Annotated in this window: 4 protein-coding genes and 1 pseudogene; 3 read left to right on the plus strand and 2 right to left on the minus strand. The window is 73.2% G+C overall.

Annotated features, from left to right (window positions below; genetic code table 11):
• The coding region (locus tag ACH4U7_RS51805; protein ID WP_398534722.1) for an SDR family NAD(P)-dependent oxidoreductase at positions 1 to 3,022 on the plus strand (3,022 nt) is incomplete at its 5' end.
• Between the two features lie 152 nt (positions 3,023 to 3,174).
• On the opposite strand, the gene ACH4U7_RS51810 is transcribed toward ACH4U7_RS51805, so the two are convergent.
• On the minus strand, positions 3,175 to 3,774 hold the full coding sequence (locus tag ACH4U7_RS51810) for a hypothetical protein (protein WP_398534723.1): 600 nt from the start codon (positions 3,772 to 3,774) through the stop codon (positions 3,175 to 3,177).
• 156 nt (positions 3,775 to 3,930) lie between these two features.
• Between ACH4U7_RS51810 and ACH4U7_RS51815 the strand changes: the two genes are divergently transcribed.
• Positions 3,931 to 4,743 carry an SDR family oxidoreductase gene (locus ACH4U7_RS51815; protein ID WP_398534724.1) on the plus strand — a complete coding sequence of 271 codons (813 nt, stop codon included), beginning with the start codon at positions 3,931 to 3,933 and terminating at the stop codon, positions 4,741 to 4,743.
• 43 nt (positions 4,744 to 4,786) lie between these two features.
• Here ACH4U7_RS51815 and ACH4U7_RS51820 read toward each other — a convergent pair.
• A pseudogene (locus tag ACH4U7_RS51820) lies at positions 4,787 to 5,623 on the minus strand (SDR family NAD(P)-dependent oxidoreductase); the annotation flags it as partial.
• A 222-nt stretch (positions 5,624 to 5,845) separates the two neighbouring features.
• Here ACH4U7_RS51820 and ACH4U7_RS51825 point away from each other — a divergent pair.
• Complete coding sequence (locus ACH4U7_RS51825; protein ID WP_398534725.1) at positions 5,846 to 21,745, plus strand: type I polyketide synthase; 15,900 nt, start codon at positions 5,846 to 5,848, stop codon at positions 21,743 to 21,745.

Consider the following 21,745-nt stretch of genomic DNA (forward strand, 5'->3'; position numbering starts at 1 on the left):
CGACCTGCCCACCTACCCCTTCCAACACCAACGCTACTGGCTCGACACCCCCACCCACACAGGAGACATCACCGCCGTCGGCCTGAACCCGGCGCGTCACCCGCTGCTCGGCGCCGCGGTTGCGGTGGCCGAGGGAGAGGGGTATCTGCTCACCGGTCGGCTCGCTCTGTCCACCCACCCCTGGCTCGCCGATCACACCATCGCCGGCGCCGTTGTCCTCCCCGGAACTGTCCTTCTCGAGATCGCCCTTCAGGCGGGCCATCGTGTGGTCTGCCATCGCATCGAAGAACTCACCCTCCAGTCACCCCTGTTCATCCCGGAGGAGGGAGCGGTGCAGGTGCAGGCGTGGGTGGCGGCGCCGGATGAGAACGGGTGCCGAAGCCTGACGGTGTCCTCTCGACGCGAGGGTACGTACGAGGACGCCACATGGGTACGCCATGCCACCGGCCTCGTCGGCCCCGCACCGGCCGACCAGGACGACGCCATCGCACGGTTCACCGACCCACAAGGCGACGACGACGCGGCGGCGGTCTGGCCACCGCCTGGCGCCGTCGCGTTCACGGCAGACGACCTGGAGGGCCTGTACGACGAGTACGCGGCGCGGGGATTCGAGTACGGTCCGGTGTTCCGGGGGCTGCGGGCGGCCTGGCGACGTGACGAGGACATCTTCGCCGAGGTGCGTCTTCCCGACACGGCGGACGGCGACGCCTCCCAGTTCTCCGTACACCCCGCCCTGCTGGACGCCGCCTTGCACACCGCCGCCCTCTGCCCGGCTGACGAACTCCCGCACGGTGCTCTGCCCTTCTCCTTCAGCGGGGTGAGGCTGCACGCTCCCGGAGCGTCGACCCTGCGGGTGCGCCTCACCCCGGACGGCGAGGCGCGGGACACGCACGCATGGTCGGTCGCGGTGGTCGACGGCGAGGGGCGGCCGGTGGCCTCGATCGCGTCGCTCGCGGTCCGCCCGGTGTCGACGCAGGAGCTGTTGGCGGCCTCAGGTACGGCGCGGCAGGACTCGCTCTTCGCGGTCGAGTGGGTGACCGCCCCGGCGCCGACGTCGTCGTCCGCTCCGCAACTCCTGGCCACGGTGGGGCCCTGCGACCTCCTCCCCTCGGCAGCCGGGTACGCGAACCTCGCCGACCTGGCCGCCGCGACGCTGGAGGCGGGGGCCCCGGCGCCCGATGCGGTCGTGATCGACTGCGGCCGCCGCGACGCGCGCGCCACCGCCGTGCCGGAGGACGTACGGACCCTCGCCCAGCGCATCCTGGGTCGGCTGCAGGAGTGGCTGGCGGACGAGAGGCTGGCGTCGAGCCGGTTGGTCGTACTGACCCGTGGTGCGGTGGCCACCGCACCGGGGGAGGACGTGGCGGACCTGGCGGGAGCGGCGGTGTGCGGCATGGTGCGCTCCGCGCAGTCGGAACATCCCGGCCGGTTCGTCCTGCTGGACCTCGACCCCGACCCCGACCCCAACCCCGACCTCGACGGCGGGGAAGTGCCACCGACCCTCGTTCCGGCGGCGCTCGCCTGCGGCGAGCCGCAGATCGCGGTGCGGGCGAACCGGCTCCTCGTGCCCCGGCTGACCCGCGTTCCGGCGTCCGTCCCCGTCCCCGAGCCTGGTCCCGTCCCCGAGCCTGGTCCCGTTCCCGCCACCGACGCAGCCGACCAGCACCCCGCGCCCACGGCGTTCGACCCCGACGGCACCGTACTGATCACCGGCGGCACCGGCACGCTCGGCGCGGTGCTCGCGCGCCATCTGGTCAGCCGTCACGGCGTACGACACCTCCTGCTGGCATCCCGACGTGGGCCCGACGCGTCCGGCGCCACCGAGCTGCGGGCGGAACTGGCCGAGCTCGGCGCCGAGGTGACGGTGCGTGCCTGTGACAGCGGCGACCGCGCCGCGCTGGCCGATCTCATCGCGAGGATTCCCAGCGGACACCCGTTGACCGGTGTGGTCCACGCCGCGGGCGTGCTGGACGACGCCACCGTCTCCTCCCTCACCCCCCGACATCTGGACACCGCGCTGACACCCAAGGCCGACGCCGCCTTCCATCTGCACGAGCTCACCCGCCACGCCCAGCCGCGCGCCTTCGTCCTGTTCTCCTCGGCCGCCGGTGTCCTCGGCGCAGCCGGGCAGGGCAACTACGCCGCGGCCAACGCCTTCCTCGACGCCCTCGCCGAACACCGCAGGGCGCAGGGGCTGCCGGCCCTGTCGCTCGCATGGGGCCTGTGGGAGCAGGGCAGCGGCATGACCGGGCATCTCGACGGCACCGACCGGGCCCGCATCACCCGCTCGGGGCTCGCCCCCCTCGCCACCGAGGACGCCCTCGCGCTCTTCGACGCAGCCCTCGCCGGCGATCGGCCGTGTCTGGTACCCGCCCGGCTGGACCTACGGGGTTCGAGCGCCGCCGAGTCCCTGGCGCCACTGCTCTCCAGGATCGCCCCGGCCCGTACGGCCCATCGCCGCACCCCCGGGGCCGAGGGCGCCGCCGACCTTCGTACCCGTCTCGCGGCCCAGGACGCCGCCGAGCAGCGCGACACGCTTCTCACGATCGTCCGCACCCACACCGCCGCCGTGCTGGGGCATGACACGGCTGTCGCCGTCCGGCCGGACGCGGCCTTCCGTGAGCTGGGTTTCGACTCCCTCGCCGCCGTGGAACTCCGTAACCGCCTTCACATGACCACCGCCCTCACCCTGCCCGCGACCACCGTTTTCGACCACCCCACCCCCGCTGCCCTCGCCGATCATCTGCGAACTCAGCTCTGCCAGGACGCTCCGTCCTCGGCGGCGGCCACGGCGATGGCGGCGATGGCGGAACTGGCCAGGCTGGAGTCCGCCGTCTCCGACTCGGTGGCGCTCGACGACGACACGCGCAGCGGCCTCGCGGAACGCCTGCGGTCCCTGGCCCGAAAGATGAGCAGTGGCCGTGTCGCTGGCCACGACGGCGGCGCTGCGGGCTTGGACCTTCAGTCGGCCACGGACGATGAGATGTTCGAGCTGATCGACAAGGAGGTCAGCCGAGACTGAGCCCATGCGGTCGCACCATCGGGGCATCGCAAACGGACGACGGCGCCCGGCGAAGGCCGGGCGCCGTCACCTGTGCCGCCGCTCAAGGCATGGCACGGTAGCTCATGCCGCACGGCTCACTCAGCTCATTCAGTTCATTCGGCTCATTGGGCTCATTCGGTCGGCAGGTGTCGGCTCAGCCACGGGGTCTCGGTGTTCATCCGCAGCGCCGCGGCCTCGGCGGCCTCGGCCACCGCTTCGGCGCCGCCGTCCGCAGCCGCCCGGGCCGCCTCGGCGGCGTGGGCCGCCGCCTTGGCCACGGCGTCTGCCTCGGCAGCCGCCCGACGGCTGTGTTCCGCGACCGCGTTCGCCATCTCAGCGGCCTTCGAGGCGGCCTCTGCCTCGGCCCGAGCGGCCGCTTCCGCGGCGGGGCCGGCCTGGGCACCGGCGGCGGCCGCCGCGGCCGCGGCCTCGGCCGCCCCGGCGGCGGCCGCTGTGGCGGCCTCGGCCGACGTCGCCCGCCCGGCTTCTCCGGCCGCGGCCCTGGCAGTCCGGGCCGCGGCTTCCGCGGCCGAGGCGGCGGTCGCCAGCGCTTCCGCGGCCTCGGCCACGGCGGTGCTCACCGCGGCGCCGTCCGCCGTCGCCTGAGCCACTTCGGAGGCGGCCGCGCGAGTGGCGGAGGCGATGGCCTCCGCCCGCCTGGCGGCGCTCAGCGCGCGCCGTACGGGGATGTCGGGATCCTGTTCCGCCGTCGTCCGACTGACACTGGTCATCCAGAACTCATTTCCTGGTGGATTGCTTTCCCGATGGATTACGAGGGCCCGGCAGGGTACCCCGCGTGGCTCGGCTTCCGGTGGAGTCCTTTTCGTTGGAATTCCGGGGTCTTCAGGGGGTTCCGTGCCGTGTGTTCGGTTGCGAGGGTCATCGCCATGACCCAAACAGCTGGAAAAACCGCACTGGTGACCGGTGCGTCGCGGGGTATCGGCGCGGCCATCGCCCGGAGGCTCGCCGCCGACGGAGTACTGGTGGCCGTGCACTACGGGCGGCGTAAAGCGGACGCCGAGGAAACGGTCGCGTCGATCGAGCAGGCCGGCGGGCAGGCATTCGCCATCAGGGCGGACCTCGCGGCCGACGGCGCACTCGACACGCTCTTCAGCGAGCTCTACGCGGGGCTCGCCGGTCGGCCACTGAACATCCTGGTGAACAACGCCGCCATCTACGCCGACCCGGACGACCCGGCCGCCACCCAGGCGGACGGCTATGTGGCGGGCATTTCCGAGGTCACCCAGGAGGAATTCGACCGCATCTTCAGCGTCAATGTACGGGCCCCGTTCTTCGTCACCCAACGGTGTCTGCCGCTCCTCGCCGACGGCGGACGGATCGTCAACATCTCCTCCGCCGTCACCAGGATCGCCTGGCCGCTGCTGCCCTACGCCATGAGCAAGGGCGCCCTCGAGATCATGGCGCCAAGGCTGGCCAATGAGCTGGGACACCGGGGGATCACCGTCAACACCATCGCGCCGGGCATCACCGACAACACCAAAACCAACACCTGGCTGCACGACATGCCCGGAGCGGCCGAGGGCGTGGCCGCCATGACCGCACTCCGCCGGCTCGGCCAGCCGTCCGACATCGCCGATGTCGTCGCCCTCCTCGCCTCGGACGAGGCCCGCTGGGTCACCGGGCACCTGGTCGACGCCTCCGGCGGCATGGCCCTCGCCCCCACACCACCGGGCATGTAGCGGTCATCGCCGACCGTCGTCCAGCGGCCATCGTCAACCGTCGTCAGGAGGGCGGATCGAGCCGGGCCACGGCACGGCGCAGAGGCGGCGCAAACCGGCCGATCAGACGTACGAGACGGGCATCCGGCGTCACGGTCGCCACGGGCGTGTTGCGGGCGACCGCGCGCAACACCGCCGCGGCGACTCTCTCCGGCGGACAGCCGCGCCGCCCGAGCGTGTGCACGGCCCGCTTCCGCAGCCGCGCCTGCTCCTGTTCCGACACCCCGGCGAAGTGCATCGCCGCCGTGAAGGAGGTGTTCACAAAGCCCGGGCACACCGCGCTCACACCCACCTCGAATTGCGCGAGTTCCGCCCGTAGACACTCGCTGAGCATCACCACGGCGGCCTTGCTCGTCGCGTACGCCGGGACCGCCCGGGTGGGTTGGAAGGCGGCGGCCGACGCGATCGTCACGATGTGCCCGCCCTGCCCGCGGTCCGCCATCTGCCGGCCGAAGAGCCGGCAGCCGTGAATGACCCCCCATAGATTCACATTCAGCGTGCGCCGCCAGTCCGCGACGGAGGTGTCGAGGAACCGTCCCGACATGCCGATGCCGGCGCTGTTCACCAGGATGTCCACGACCCCGTGCGCGTCCAAGACGCGCTCGGCGAGCCGTTCCATGGCAGCCGCGTCGGCGACGTCGACGGCCTCGGGCCATGCGTCCGTGGCACCCAACACCTTGGCCAGGTCCGCGCCGGCCGACGCCGTACGGGCGTTCCGGTCCACGCAGACCACCCGCGCCCCCGCCGCGGCGAAGGCGCCCGCCGTCGCCCGTCCGATTCCGCTGCCCGCGCCGGTGACCAGCACCAATCGGCCGCGAAAGCGCTTGGCGTACCGGGACGATTCCATGGCTACCGCCTCTCGGGAGGAGTCCAGAAGCGCTCAGAAAGAGCGAAGAGCGGTGACAGCCTGCACCTCTTATGGCGAACGGCCGCGCGCCGTCCGCGCATTCTGGGGTGCTTAGGGGGTGCAGTGAACGATATCGAATTCCCTAAGATCGCTTGACGCCCTGACGGTCCTGAGGAAACAACTCACGGCTTTCGGAATGTCGAGGAGATGCCGTAAATGGCCAATGCCAATGAGGAAAAGCTTCGGGACTATCTCAAGCGGGCGACCGCCGAACTTGTCCAGGTGCGCCGTCGCCTGGCGGAGATCGAGTCGGGGGAGCAGGAGCCGATCGCCGTGGTGGGGATGGCCTGCCGCTTTCCCGGTGGTGTGGGGTCGCCCGCGGAATTCTGGGAGTTGCTGGCCTCCGACGGCGATGCCATTTCGGGATTTCCGGTGGACCGGGGGTGGAATGTCGAGGCGCTGTACGATCCGAATCCGGACCGGGCGCGGGCCGGGACGTCGTACACCCGCCACGGCGGCTTTCTCCACCACGCCGCCGACTTCGATGCGGGGTTCTTCGGGATCAGCCCGCGTGAGGCGCTGGCGATGGACCCGCAGCAGCGGTTGCTGCTGGAGACCTCCTGGGAGGCGCTGGAAGGCGCCGGTATCGACCCGGCCACGCTGCGCGGGAGCCGCACCGGCGTTTTCGCGGGGATGATGTACCACGACTACGCCACGCGCATGCTCGAACTCCCCGATGGCCTCGAAGGGCTTGTCGGCAACGGCAACGCCGGCGGGGTGCTGTCGGGTCGGTTGGCGTACAGCTTTGGTTTTGAGGGTCCTGCGGTGACGGTGGATACGGCGTGTTCTTCGTCGTTGGTGGCGTTGCATTTGGCGTGTCAGTCGTTGCGGTCGGGGGAGTGTTCGTTGGCGTTGGCGGGTGGGGTGACGGTGATGTCGACGCCGGGTGTGTTTGTGGAGTTCTCCCGTCAGCGTGGTCTGGCGGCGGACGGGCGGTGCAAGCCGTACGCCGCCGCCGCTGACGGAGTTGGCATGTCCGAGGGCGTGGCCGTCCTGCTGGTGGAGCGGTTGTCGGATGCGCGGCGGTTGGGGCATCGGGTGTTGGCGGTGGTGCGGGGTTCTGCGGTGAATCAGGACGGGGCGTCGAATGGTTTGACGGCGCCGAATGGTCCGTCGCAGCAGCGGGTGATCCGGCAGGCGTTGGCCGGGGCGGGGCTGGTGGCGTCGGATGTGGATGTGGTGGAGGGGCACGGTACGGGGACGACGCTCGGGGATCCGATCGAGGCGCAGGCGATCCTCGCCACGTATGGCCAGGATCGCCCGGAAGACCGGCCGTTGTGGCTGGGGTCGGTGAAGTCGAACATCGGCCATACGCAGGCGGCGGCCGGTGTCGCCGGCGTGATCAAGATGGTGCTCGCGCTCGCACACGGGACGCTGCCCCGGAGTCTGCACGTGGACGCCCCCACGCCTCATGTCGATTGGTCGGCCGGGCGGGTGCGGCTGCTGAACGAGTCGGTGCCGTGGCCGGGGAACGGGCGTCCGCGCCGGGCGGGTGTGTCGTCCTTCGGGGTCAGTGGCACCAACGCGCACATCATCCTGGAGCAGGCCCCGGACCAGGGCGCAGCAGAAAGCGAGCCCACGAACGGATCGCCGGTGGTGCCGTGCGTCATCTCGGCGCGTTCGGAAGGCGCACTGAGGGGGCAGGCCCGCCGGTTGCGGGAGTTTGTCGCGGACCGGGAAGAGCTGAGGGGCGTGGCCCGTGCCCTGGCCGGCGAGCGGGCGGTGTTCGAGCGCCGCGCCGTGATCGTGGCCGAGCACCGCGATGAGCTCGTACGCGGCCTGGACGCACTGGCGGCCGGCGCTCCGGCGCCCCAACTGGTGGAGCGCCTGACGCAGCCGGGCGACACCGACGCACCCGTGGTGGCGATGCTGTTCACGGGCCAGGGCGCGCAGCGCGTCGGCATGGGGCGTGAGCTGTACGCGGCGTTTCCCGCGTTCGCCGCCGCCTTCGATTCCGTATGCGGGGAGCTCACGACGGCGGGCGGCCCCGACGTACGGAAGCTGCTCCTCGCGGACGCCGACGCGTCCGCATCCGCATCCGCGTCCGCATCCGAGGGGTGCGAGCGCACCGAGTTCGCGCAGCCCGCGCTGTTCGCGCTGGAAGTGGCGCTGTACCGGCTGGTGGAGACCTCGGGGATCAGGCCCCGGTTTCTGCTCGGACACTCGGTGGGAGAGCTGGTGGCCGCGCATGTGGCCGGGGTGCTCTCGCTGCCGGACGCGGCGCGGCTGGTCGTCGCCCGGGGCAGGCTGATGCAGGCGCTCCCCGCGGGCGGGGCCATGGTGGCGGTGGAGATCTCGGAGCGGGAGGCGGGCCGGCTGCTGGCGGAGGCGGAAACCGGCTCTCCCGAGGCCGCCCGGGTGGGCCTGGCCGCGGTCAACGGCCCCCGCTCGGTGGTGCTGTCCGGGGACGAGGACGCCGTACGGGAACTGGCCGGGCGGTGCGCGGAGCGCGGCCACCGCACGCGGCGGCTGCGGGTGAGCCACGCCTTCCACTCGCCCCGTATGGACTCGATGCTGGAGGAGTTCCGCCAGGAGGCGGAGCGCGTGACGTATCGACCCGCGCGTATCCCCGTCGTGTCGAACGTGACCGGCGCCCCGCTGCCCGCCGAGGAGTTCGGCACACCGGGGTACTGGGTGCGGCACGTCCGCGCGGCGGTGCGTTTCGGCGATGGGGTGGCGTGGCTGCGCGAGCAGGGCGTCCGTACGTTTCTGGAGCTCGGCCCGGATGGCACACTGTGCGGCCTGGTCCAGGACGTCTTCGCCGCCGAAGAGCCGGGAGCTGCCGCCGAACGGCTGGGAGCCGACGCCGAACGGCTGGGAGCCGACGCCGAAGAGCCCGGAGCCGATGCCGAAGACGTCGTCCTGGCCGCGGCCCTGCGCCCCGACCGGGGCGAGAGCCGGACGTATCTCGCGGCCCTCGCGCGGCTCTTCGTGTCCGGGGTGGAGGTGGACTGGCCAGGGGCGATGGGGTGGTCGCCCGACGTGGTCGGGGGTGTCGAGCTGCCGACCTATGCCTTCGAACACGAGCGTTACTGGCTGGAGGCGGCCGGGCGCGGCAGCTCCGCGGCGGGCGGTGGCGAGGGGCCGCTGTGGGAGGCCGTGGAGCGGGGCGATGTTCCGCGCGTGGGTGAGCTGCTGGGGGTGGACGAGGGGGCCGGTCTCGGGACACTGGTGCCCGCGCTCGGGGCTTGGTGGCGGGGGTGCCGCGACCGTGGCGTGCTGGACGGGTGGCGCTATCGGGAGGTGTGGCGGCCGGCGGACGACGGTGGTCCGGGGGCGCCGACGGGGCGTTGGCTGGTGGTCGCCGCCGCCGACGGGGTGGACGGATCGCCCGTCGTCGAGGAGTTGGAGCGGTCCGGGGCCAGGGCGTCCCTCCACGCGGCCGAGGGATACGTGGCGCGCGAGGCGCTGGTGGAGCGGCTGCGGGCCGAGTTGGGGCCCGAGCCCGAGGTGGACGGGGTGGCGTTGCTGTTGGCGGGCGACGGCGGCCCGGGCGCGGGGGCGCTGCTCCTGACGTGGTTCCAGGCCCTGGGCGATGTGGGGGCGGCGGCTCGGCTGTGGTGTGTGACTCGCGGCGCGGTGTCGGTGGGCGGCGGGGACGCGGTGGTGTCGCCCGGGCTGGGCCAGGTGTGGGGGCTGGGACGGGTGGCCGCCCTTGAGGCTCCCGAGGTGTGGGGCGGGTTGGTCGACGTTCCGGACGTGCTGGACGCGCGGGCGGCGCGGAGCCTGGTGCGGGCGTTGACGGGGCCCGAGCGGGAGTGCGCGGTACGGGCGTCAGGGGTGTTCGTACGCCGACTGGAGCGGGCCCCGCTGGCCGGGGCGGGGGCGGAGCCGGGGCGCGAGTGGCGGCCGCACGGCACGGTACTGATCACCGGCGGTACGGGCGGGCTCGGCGCGCATGTGGCTCGATGGCTGGCCGGCCGCGGCCCGGTGCATCTGCTGCTGCTGAGCAGGCGCGGCGAGGCGGCCGAAGGCGCCGCCGGGCTCCGGGACGAGCTGGCCGGGCTGGGGGCGCGGGTGACCGTGGCGGCGTGCGATGTGGCCGATCGCGACGCGCTCGCGCGGGTCCTGGCCGGGGTGCCGGAGGACGCCCCGCTGACGGCGGTGGTGCATGCGGCGGGCGCGCTGGACGACGCCGTCCTGGCGACGCTGACTCCGGAGCGGCTGGAGGCGGCGCGACAGGCAAAGGCGGTCGGGGCGTGGCAACTGCACGAGCTGACGCGCGGCGCCGACCTCGCGGCCTTCGTGGTGTTCTCCTCGGCGGCTGCGACGTTCGGCTCGGCGGGGCAGGGCGGCTACGCCGCGGCGAACGCCGAGGTGGACGCGCTGATCCAACATCGGCGCGGCCTCGGGCTGCCGGGCCTGTCGGTGGCGTGGGGGGCCTGGGCCGGCGGCGGGATGGCGGACGCCGCCGCGGACGCCGGGCGGTTGCGCCGCCACGGCATGGCAGCCATGGACCCCCGGCTGGCTCTGACGGCGCTCGGGCAGGCGCTGGAGCACGACGAGACCTGCCTGACCATCGCGGACATCGACTGGCGGGCCTTCGTCGACAACGCCCCCGCCACCGGACTCGACCCCTTGATCAGCGGAATCACCGAAGCCCGGACGGCTTGGGACGCCGCGGGCCGCGGGGCCGCGCAGGCCGCCGGAACGCTCCGGGCGCGGCTGGCCGGGCTGCCCGCGGACGAGCAGCGGCGCATGGTGGTCGAGTTGGTCCGTACCCACGCGGCCACCGTGCTCGGCCACGCCGGCCCGGCGGCCGTGCTGCCGGAGCGCGCCTTCCGCGAGCTGGGCTTCGACTCGCTGACCGCCGTGGAGCTGCGCAACCGGCTCAACGCCGCCACCGGCCTGAGGCTGCCCGCCACCGCGGTGTTCGACTATCCCCACCCGGCCGCGCTCGCCCAGCACACATGGGAGCAGCTGTTCGGCGCCCCCGGAACGGGCGGTGGACCGCCCTGCGCTGATCTGCGGCCCATGGCGACGGACGAGCCGATCGCCGTGGTGGGGATGGCGTGCCGCTTCCCCGGTGGTGTCCGCTCCGCGGAGGAGTTCTGGGAGCTGCTGGCCCAGGGCAGGGACGCGATCGCGGGCTTCCCGATGGACCGGGGCTGGGGCGGCGCGGCGCTGTACGACGCCGATCCGGAGCGCCCTGGCACCTCGTATGCGCGGGTGGGCGGTTTCCTCTACGACGCTGCGGAGTTCGATGCGGGGTTCTTCGGGATCAGCCCGCGTGAGGCGCTGGCGATGGACCCGCAGCAGCGGCTGCTGCTGGAGACCTCCTGGGAGACCTTCGAACACGCCGGCCTCGACCCCGCCGACCTGCGGGGCAGCCGCACCGGAGCCTTCGTGGGCATGGCGCAGCAGGACTACATCAACCTGCTGCGCCACACGGGCGAGGACCTTGAGGGTTATGCGATGACCGGCGTCTCGGGGAGCGCCCTCTCGGGTCGGTTGGCGTACAGCTTTGGTTTTGAGGGTCCTGCGGTGACGGTGGATACGGCGTGTTCTTCGTCGTTGGTGGCGTTGCATTTGGCGTGTCAGTCGTTGCGGTCGGGGGAGTGTTCGTTGGCGTTGGCGGGTGGGGTGACGGTGATGTCGACGCCGGGTGTGTTTGTGGAGTTCTCCCGTCAGCGTGGTCTGGCGGCGGACGGGCGGTGCAAGCCGTACGCCGCTGCCGCTGACGGAGTTGGCTGGTCCGAAGGGGTGGGGATGCTGTTGGTGGAGCGGTTGTCGGATGCGCGGCGGTTGGGGCATCGGGTGTTGGCGGTGGTGCGGGGCAGTGCGGTGAATCAGGACGGGGCGTCGAATGGTTTGACGGCGCCGAATGGTCCGTCGCAGCAGCGGGTGATCCGGCAGGCGTTGGCGGGTGCGGGGCTGGCGGCGTCGGATGTGGATGTGGTGGAGGGGCACGGTACGGGGACGACGCTCGGGGATCCGATCGAGGCGCAGGCGATCCTCGCCACGTATGGCCAGGATCGTTCGGAGGACCGGCCGTTGTGGCTGGGGTCGGTGAAGTCGAACATCGGCCATACGCAGGCGGCGGCCGGTGTCGCCGGGGTGATCAAGATGGTGCTGTCGCTTCAGCACGACCTGTTGCCACCGAGCCTGCACACGAACACCCCAACCCCTCATGTCGATTGGTCGGCCGGGCGGGTGCGGCTGCTGAACGACTCGGTGTCGTGGCCGGGGAACGGGCGTCCGCGCCGGGCGGGTGTGTCGTCCTTCGGGGTCAGTGGCACCAACGCACACGTCATCCTCGAACAGGCCCCGGACGAGGCCGTGGCGGAGAGCGAGCCCACGGACGAATCGCCGGTGGTGCCGTGGGTGGTCTCGGCGCGTTCGGAGGGCGCGTTGCGGGGGCAGGCGCAGCGGTTGCGGGAGTTTGTCGCGGACCGGGAAGAGCTGAGGGATGTGGCGCGTGCGCTGGCCGGCGAGCGGGCGGTGTTCGAGCGCCGCGCCGTGATCGTGGCCGAGGACCGCGATGAGCTCGTACGCGGCCTCGACGCACTGGCGACTGGGGCTCCGGCCGCCGGACTGGTCGAGGGGCCGCCCGGCCCGGCCGCCCATGGCAAGGTCGCAATGCTGTTCGGCGGCCAGGGCACCCAATGGGAGGGCATGACCGCCGAGCTCCTGGACACCGCACCCGTGTTCGCCGACCAGATGGCGGCCTGCGCGGAAGCCCTCGCGCCCTACGTTGAGTGGTCCCTGACCGACGTGGTGCGCGGCGAGCCGGACGCCCCGCCGCTGGACCGGGCGGATGTGGTCCAGCCAGTGCTCTTCGCGGTCATGGTGTCGCTGGCGGCGCTGTGGCGGTCGTACGGTGTGCGACCCGACGCGGTGGCCGGCCACTCCCAGGGCGAGATCGCCGCAGCGTATGTCGCCGGCGCGCTGTCGTTGGAGGACGCCGTACGGATCGTCGCGCTGCGCAGCCAGGCGCTGTCCGCGCTGGCCGGGCGGGGCGCGATGCTCTCGGTCGGCATGCCCGCCCCGGAACTCGAACCGCGCCTCGCGCCATGGGCCGGGCGGCTGAGTGTCGCGGCCGACAACGGCGCGGGCTCCGCGGTGGTGTCCGGGACCCCTGAGGCCGTGGACGCGCTGCTGGCAGCGCTGACCGCGGACGGCGTCCGGGCACGTAAGCTCAAGGTCGACTGGGCCTCCCACTCCCCGCAGGTCGAGGCCATCCACGAGCGCCTGCTCACCCTGCTCGCCCCGATCCGCCCCCGCACCGGCGACATCCCTCTCTACTCGACCGTCACCGGCGAGCGCATGGACGGCAGCGGCCTCGACGCCGAGTACTGGTACCGCAATCTGCGCCAGATGGTGCGTTTCCAGGACGCCACCCGCGCGCTCGTCGAGGACGGCCACACGGTCTTCATCGAGTCCGGCCCGCACCCGGCCGTCTCGGTCGGTGTGCAGGAGACCCTTGACGCGCTCGGCGCCGCGGACGCCCTGGTGCTGGGCACGCTGCGGCGCGGCGAAGGGGGCCTGAGCCGCTTCCTGACGTCCGTGGCGCGGCTCTTCGTCTCCGGTGGCGCGGTGGACTGGTCCCCGGCCGTGGGGCCGGCAGCCGGCCGGCGCGGCAGTGTCGGCCTCCCCACATACGCCTTCGAACGGCACCGGTTCTGGCTGGAGCCCGCGCCCGCGGGGGCGATCGGCGGTGGTGCGGCCCCGGGCGCCGACGAGCCGTTGTGGGCCGCGGTACGGCAGGGCGATATCGCGGGCGTGGGGCGGTTGCTGGGGGTGGGCGAGGGGGCCTCGCTTGAGGTGTTGGTGCCGGCCCTGGAGGCGTGGCGGCAGCGATGCCACGATCGCGAGTCGGTGGACGGCCTGCGCTACCGGGAGGTGTGGCGACCGACGGGGGTCGGTGGCGCCGGGGTGCTCACGGGACGTTGGCTGGTGGTGGCCCCGGACGGGGCGCGACGGGCCGTCGTCGAGGGGCTGGAGCGGGCCGGCGGGCGGGTGGTGCACGTACTCCCGGGGCCAGGACCGTTCGACCACATGGCGCTGGTCGAACGGTTACGGGCCGAGTCGGAGCCCGAGCCCGCGGCCAAGGGGCTGGTGCTGGTCGCGGATGACGAGACGTCGGAGTCGCTGCTGCGGGCTCTGGTACAGGCATTGGGTGATTTGGACGCGGGGGCTCGGCTGTGGTGTGTGACCAGCGGGGCGGTGTCACTCGACGGCGACGACGAGCCGGGGTCCCCGGCGTCGGCCCGGGTGTGGGACGCGGCCCGGAGGGTGAGGCTTGAGGATTCGCAGCGGTGGGGTGGGCTGGTCGATGTGGCGGGCCTGCCCGACCGCAGGGTCGTCGACGGGCTCATCGGGGTCCTCCACGGCGACGAGCGCGAGTGCGCGGTGCGCACCTCGGGGGTGTTCGTACGCCGGGTGGTGCGGGCTCCGTTGGCCGGGGCGGTCGCGGAGCGGGCGTGGCGGCCCGAGGGCACCGTACTGGTCGACGGCGGCGCCCTTGGGCCGGGTCCCCACACGGCCCGGTGGCTGGCTGCCCGCGGTGCCGAACGCCTCCTGCTCCTCGACGAGAACGGCGACGGGTTCGGGATCGCGGACGAACTCTCCGAGGCAGGGGTCCGGGTGACGACGGCGGCGTGCGACCCGGCCGATCGTCAAGCGCTGGCGCAACTGCTGACCGCCATCCCGGAGGAGTATCCCCTGCGTGCCGTGGTGCATACGGCGCAAGGGGACGACAGCATCGCGGGGGCCTGGAATCTGCACGAGCTGACACGCGACACCGACCTTTCGGCGTTCGTGGTGTTCTCGTCGGCCGCGCCGCTCCTCGGGGCCCCGGGACACGGTGCCTGTGCCGAGGCGGCGGCCCTGGTGCGCCACCGTCGCGGCCTGGGACTGCCGGGGCTGTCCACGACCTGGGGCCCCTGGGCCGTCGATGGCACGGGAGAGAACGGAACAGCGGGCGCGGAGGCGGCTCGGCCGCGGAGCGGCGGTGGCGTGGCGGCCATGGACCCGCGGCTCGCCCTGGAAGCGCTGGGACAGGCGCTTGACCACGGCGAGACCGCCCTGACCGTCGCCGACATCGACTGGCCGCACCTGGTGGAAACCGCGACCGAGGCCAGGCTCGACCCCCTGATCAGCGAGATCCCCGAAGCGCGCGAGACCTGGCAACTCGTCCGAGGCGACGCCGGTCGCGAGCCCGACGGTGCGCTGCGCGCGCGGCTGGCCGGACTGACCGCGGACGAGCAGCTGCGGGCGCTCGTCGAGCTGGTCCGTACACACGCGGCGGCCGTCCTTGGGCACGACGGGCCGACGGCCGTGGAGCCGGAACGAGCCTTCCGGGACCTGGGCTTCGACTCGCTGACCGCCGTGGAGCTGCGCAACCGGCTGAAGATCGCCACCGGTCTGCCACTGTCCGCCACCGTCGTCTTCGACCACCCCAACCCGGCCGCGCTCGCCCGCGGCATGCGCGAGCTGCTGTTCGGCGGCGGGACTGCCACCGGCTCGGCCGCGCCCGTGGCCCGCGAGGCGGTGGGGACGGACGAGCCGATCGCCGTGGTGGGGATGGCATGCCGTTTCCCCGGCGGTGTCCGCTCCGCGGAGGAGTTCTGGCAGCTACTGGCCTCGGGCAAGGACGCCATCGCGGAGTTTCCGGACGACCGGGGCTGGGACATGGAAACCCTCTACGACCCGGATCCGGAGCGCCCCGGCACCTCGTACGCGCGAGCGGGCGGATTCCTCTACGACGCGGCGGACTTCGACGCGGCATTCTTCGGCATCAGCCCCCGCGAGGCAGTGGCCATGGACCCGCAGCAACGCCTGCTGCTCGAAACCTCCTGGGAGGCCCTGGAGCGGGCCGGAATCGATCCGCGGTCGCTGGGCGGCAGCCGCACCGGCGTATTCGCCGGGCTCGCACTCCAGGACTACGCCGAGGTGGTGCGGCAGGGCGGGCCGGAGCTGGCGGGGTACGCGCTGACCGGGATCTCCGGCAGCGTGCTGTCCGGCCGGCTCGCGTACACCTTCGGTTTCGAGGGCCCCGCGGTGACGGTGGACACGGCGTGTTCCTCGTCGCTGGTGGCGTTGCACCTGGCGTGTCAGTCGCTGCGATCCGGCGAATGCTCACTGGCGCTGGCGGGCGGGGCGACGGTGATGTCCACACCGGCCGCCTTCCTGGAGTTCTCCCGCCAGCGCGGGCTCGCCGCCGACGGCCGGTGCAAGGCGTACGCGGCCACCGCCGACGGGGTCGGCTGGTCCGAGGGCGTGGGCGTACTGCTGCTGGAGCGCCTTTCCGACGCGCGACGCCTGGGACACCGGGTGCTCGCGGTCGTACGCGGCAGCGCGGTGAACCAGGACGGGGCGAGCAACGGGCTCACCGCGCCCAACGGCCCCGCCCAGCAACGGGTGATCAGGCAGGCCCTCGCCAACGCTGATGTCCCTGCCACCGGCATCGACGCGGTGGAGGGGCACGGGACGGGGACGACGCTGGGCGATCCGATCGAGGCGCAGGCGATCCTTGCCACGTATGGCCAGGATCGTCCGGAGGGCCGGCCGTTGTGGCTGGGGTCGGTGAAGTCGAACATCGGGCATACGCAGGCGGCGGCGGGTGTTGCCGGGGTGATCAAGATGGTGCTGGCACTCCAGCACGACCTGCTGCCACCGAGCCTGTACGCCAACGACCCGTCGCCGCACGTGGACTGGTCCTCGGGCCGGGTGCGGCTGCTGAACGAGCCGGTGCCATGGCCACGGAACGGACACCCCCGGCGCGCGGGGATCTCCTCCTTCGGGGTCAGCGGCACCAACGCCCACGTCATCCTGGAACAGGCCCCCGAGGAGCCCGGGCCGGAGTCTGCATCGGAAGACGAGGACCAGAACGAGGACCAGAACGAGGACCAGAACGAGGACCAGAACGAGGACCAGAACGAGGAACGGGACGAGGGTCAGGCGGTAGCCGTGTCCGCGGTGGTGCCATGGGTGGTGTCGGCGCGCTCCGAACGGGCGCTACGGGGCCAGGCACACCGGCTGCGGGGGCTCGCCGCCGAGGAGGAGAACCTGAGGCCCGTGGAGGTCGCGCGGGCGCTGGTGACCGGGCGGGCAGTGTTCGAGCGCCGCGCCGTCGTCGTGGCCGAGGACCGCGAGGGCCTCGTACGTGGCCTGGACGCGCTCGCCGCCGGAGTGTCCGCCCCCGGTCTGGTGGCGGGCGCGCCACGGCCCGGAAGCGACGCTGGGCTCGCGCTGCTCTTCGCGGGCCAGGGCACCCAACGCATCGGCATGGGACTGGAGTTGGCCGCCGCCTTTCCGGCGTACGCCCACGCCCTGGACGCGGTGGTCACCGAGCTGGACACTCGGCTGGACCGGCCGCTGCGCCCGCTGCTGTTTGCCGCGCCCGGTACGGACGAGGCCGCCCTGCTGGACCGTACCCGCTACGCCCAGCCGGCGCTGTTCGCGGTCGAAGTGGCGCTGTTCCGGCTGCTGGAGTCTTTCGGCGTACGCCCCGACTTCCTGATCGGCCACTCCCTCGGTGAGCTGACCGCCGCACATGTCGCCGGGGTCCTCAGCCTGCCGGACGCCGCACTGCTGGTGGCCGCGCGCGGTCGGCTCATGGAGCAACTGCCGCCCGGAGGGGCGATGGTGGCGCTGCGGGCCACCGAGGACGAGGTGGCGGAGGCCCTGGCGGGACGCGAGGCGCTGGTGTCGGCGGCGGCGGTGAACGGGCCCAACGCGGTGGTGGTCTCGGGAGAGCGGAGCGCGGTCGACGAGGTGGCTGAGGCGTTCGCCGCGCGGGGCCGCAAGACCCGGCGGCTGCGAGTCGGCCACGCGTTCCACTCCCCGCTGATGGAGCCGATGCTGGACGCGTTCCGCGAGGTCGCCGCCTCGCTGACGTATGCGGAACCGACCATCGGTCTGGTGTCGAACCTGACCGGAGAACTGGCCCGTCCCGGTGAGCTGACGGACCCGGAGTACTGGGTGAGGCACGTACGCCACGCCGTGCGGTTCAACGACGGACTGGCGTGGCTGCGGGCACAGGGCGTCAGCGCCTTCCTGGAACTGGGCCCGGACGGCACGCTGTCCGCCCTCGCCCAGGACGACCCGGGAGGCGACCCGGGCGCGGAGCACGCCCCTTTGTCTGCGGCGGTGTCCGGCGTCGCGCCCGCGGCGGACCGGATCGTGTCGGCACCAGTGCTACGCCCGGACCGGCCCGAGGCACACACCCTGCTCACCGCGCTCGCCCGGATCCACGTCCACGGCGTGACCGTCGACTGGCCGGCGGTCATCGGCCCCGGCCCGGCCTGGGCGGTCGGCCGGCGCAGGGTCGAGCTGCCGACGTACGCCTTCGACCGGCGCCGCTACTGGCCCAGGCCCCATGGCCAGGCGGCGGACCTGTCGGCCGCCGGCCTGAGCGCCGCCGACCATCCCCTCCTCGGCTCGGCTGTGGAACTGGCGGGATCCCAGGAACTGCTGTTCACCGGGCGGCTGTCGCTGCGTACCCACCCCTGGCTGGCCGATCACGCCATCTTCGACACCGTGCTGCTCCCGGGCACCGCGATCCTGGAGCTGGCCCTCCGCGCGGGCGACGAGGCCGGCTACGACAGCGTGGAGGAGCTGGCCCTGCAGGTGCCCCTGGTGCTGCCGGAGCGCGGTTCGGTTGTCCTCCAACTCCTGCTCGGCGCGCCCACCCCGGACGGCCGACGCCCCTTCACCCTCTCCTCCCGCCACGACGACGCACCCCTGGCGGCGGATCAGACCTGGACCTGCCACGCCACCGGGGCGCTGACCCGCGGCGGCGACCCGCTCGTCGGCGGTGCGAGCCTGGCGGAAGCCGGAGCAGCGGGGCACGAGGCGGCGGACCACGAGACGGCCGAGGCGTGGCCGCCACCGGACGCCGCACCCGTGGACCTGACCACCTGGTACGCCGACCTGGCGGGCGTGGGCCTCGGCTACGGGCCCGCCTTCCAGGGGCTGCGGGCCGCCTGGCGGCGCGGGGACGAGTTCTTCGCCGAGGTGGCGCTGGACGAGGAACGCGCGGCGGACGCCGCACGGTACGCGCTCCACCCGGCGCTGCTCGACGCGGCGCTGCACCCGGTCGCGCTCGGTCTGGACACCGCACCCGGGCCGGGTGCCCAAGAGCTCGGCCGACTGCCGTTCTCCTGGGGCGGGGTGACGGTCGGCCTCGCCGGCGCCTCGTCGCTGTGGGTCCGGTTGACACCGGTCGCGCAGGACACCATCGCGCTGCGGGCCACGGACGGTTCGGGGCGGCTGGTGGTCCAAGTGCGGTCCCTGGCCTTCCGGCCGGTCACCGCCGAGCGGTTGCGGGCGGCGGGGACCGCGTACCACGAAGCGCTGTTCCGCCTCGAGTGGACACCGCGGTCCGCCGCCCCCGCCGCCCCGGTGAGCCGGCGCCGATGGGCCCTCGTCGGGCCCGAGGTGCCGGGCCTGGCAGGGGTGCTGGACGAGGCCGGGGCGGAGTGGCGGACGTATCCCCACCTGGCCGCGCTGGGCGAGGCCGTCTCCCGGGGCGATCTGTCCCCGGAGATGGTGGTGTTCTCCTGCCGGGCGCAGGAGGCCGGTCGCCAGGACTCGCCCGGTGAACACCTCGACCCGATCCCCCCGACCACCACCACGGCCTCGATCACCGTCACCCCAGAGGCGCTGCGCCAGGCGGCCAACGGCACGCTGGAGCTGCTGCTGAGCTGGCTCGACGACGAACGCTTCGTGGACTGTCGACTGGCCCTCGTCACGCACGGCGCCGTCGCCGCGACACCGGCGGACGGGGTGCCGGATCTGACGTACGCCCCTGTGTGGGGGCTGGTCCGCTCGGCGCAGAGCGAGCACCCCGACCGATTCGTACTGGCGGACACCGACGGGCGGCCCGACTCCCAGCGGGCCTTGCCCGAGGCCCTGCTGGGCGACGAGCCGCAGTTCGCGCTCCGGGACGGTACGGTCCACCTGCCTCGCGTGGGCCGCGTCGCCGTCGCCGCACCTCCCGCGGAACACCCTGCGGACCATACGGACCACGACGACGCGCGGACCCCGGTGGAGGCCGTCGCCCCGCGGACCTGGGAACCCGATGGCACCGTACTGATCACCGGCGGCACAGGTGTCCTGGGCCGCCTGGTCGCCCGGCATCTCGTGACCGCCCATGGCGTACGTCACCTGCTGCTGACCGGCCGCCGTGGACCGGAGGCGGACGGTGCCCCCGAGCTGCTGGCCGAGCTGACCCGCCTGGGCGCCGATGCCACCGTCCGGGCCTGCGATATGGCGGACCGTCACGCGGTTGCCGAACTGCTGAGCGGCGTTCCCGCCCGGCATCCGCTCCGCGCGGTGATCCACCTGGCGGGCGTGGTCGACGACGGGATCCTGACCGCGCTGACGGCCGAGCGCATGGACGCCGTACTGGGACCGAAGGCCATCGGCGCGCTGCATCTGCACGAGCTGACCCACGACGCCGGACTCGACGCCTTCGTGGTCTTCTCCTCGGCCGCGGCCAGCTTCGGCAGTCCCGGCCAGGGTAATTACACGGCCGCCAACGCCTTCCTCGACGCGCTGATGCGCCACCGGCGCGCGCTGGGCCTGCCGGGCCAGTCCCTGGCCTGGGGGATGTGGGCCCGGGACAGCGGTATGACCGGGCGCCTCGGAGCCACCGACCGCGCCCGTATGGCCCGGGGCGGCCTGGCGCCGCTGACGGACGAACAGGGGCTCGCCCTCCTGGACGCCGCCGGCACGGTCGACGAGGCCGTGCTGCTGGCCACTCCGCTGGACTTCCGGGCCCTGCGCGCACAGGCCGCGGCAGGCGGGCTGCCGGCCATTCTGCGCGGACTGGTCCGGGCGCCCGCCCGCCGAGCGGCCACCGCAGCCTCGGCCACCGACGCCACCGCCACCACGGGCGGCGAGACACCCGCCGCACTGCGCGAACGGCTCGCCGCACTGCCCGGCCCCACCGAGCGCACCGGCGCCCTCCTGGAGCTGGTCCGTACCCACGCCGCCGCCGTCCTGGGACACGACGCCGCCGAAACCATCGACGCAGGGGAGGAGTTCCGTGAACTTGGCTTCGACTCCCTCACCGCGGTGGAGCTGCGCAACCGGCTCAGCGCCGTCACCGGTCTGCGCCTCGCCACCACCCTGGTCTTCGACCACCCCAGCCCCGGCGCACTGGCCCGCCACATGGGGAAACGACTGGACGTCGAGGCCGACGCCGCCGGGCCACGGCCGACGCCGCGCCGCGTACACGGCCCAACCCATCGTGAGGGACCCTCGGCCGACACCGTCGAGTCCCTTTTCTGGGTCGGACACGACACCGGACGCATCCACGAAGCCATGCAACTGCTGTCGGCCGCCTCGGTCTTCCGGCCCTCCTTCGGCGTCGGCTCGGGCGAGGTGGCACCGAAGTTCGTACGGCTCGCCCAAGCCACGGCAGAGGACGCCACGTCGGGAGGCGAGGCAGCCGAGCCCACCCCGCCCGTGCTGATCTGCCTCCCCACCGTGGCCGCGATCTCCAGCGCGTACCAGTACTCGCGCTTCGCCTCCGCGCTCCAGGGGCTGCGCGACGTCTGGTACGCGCCCGCACCGGGCTTCCTCGTGGGCGAGCTCCTGCCGGGAGATGTCGAGGCCGTGACCCACCTGTTCGCCGAAGCCGTTCTGCGCTTCACCGACGGTGCGCCCTTCGCCCTCGCCGGGCATTCCGCGGGTGGCTGGCTCACCTACAGCGTGACCAGCCACCTGGAGAGCCTGGGGGCCCGCCCCGAGGCGGTCGTGGCCATGGACGCCTATCTGCCCGACGAGGGGATCGCACCCGTAGCCTCCGCGCTGACCAGCGAGATCTTCGACCGGGTCACCGAATTCGTCGAAGTGGACTACACCCGGCTCACCGCGATGGGCGGCTACTTCCGTATCTTCTCGGGCTGGACACCGCCGCAGATCGACACCCCGGCGCTCTTCATCCGGGGCCGGGACGGGGAGCAGTCACCGCCGGTCTGGGGGGTGCCGCACACGGTCATGGACGTGGCCGGGGACCACTTCACCATGCTGGAGGAGCACGCGGGGGCGACCGCCCGCCACGTCGATCAGTGGCTGCGGGAGACCGCAGGCTGGGGTGGATAG

This window comes from Streptomyces sp. NPDC020845, from assembly GCF_044334165.1.
GTDB lineage: Bacteria > Actinomycetota > Actinomycetes > Streptomycetales > Streptomycetaceae > Streptomyces.

Coding starts and splice junctions, on each gene's coding strand:
- ACH4U7_RS51810 (WP_398534723.1), bottom strand. CDS start 3,774: ATGACCAGTGTCAGTCGGACGACGGCGGAACAGGATCCCGACATCCCC.
- ACH4U7_RS51815 (WP_398534724.1), top strand. CDS start 3,931: ATGACCCAAACAGCTGGAAAAACCGCACTGGTGACCGGTGCGTCGCGG.
- ACH4U7_RS51825 (WP_398534725.1), top strand. CDS start 5,846: ATGGCCAATGCCAATGAGGAAAAGCTTCGGGACTATCTCAAGCGGGCG.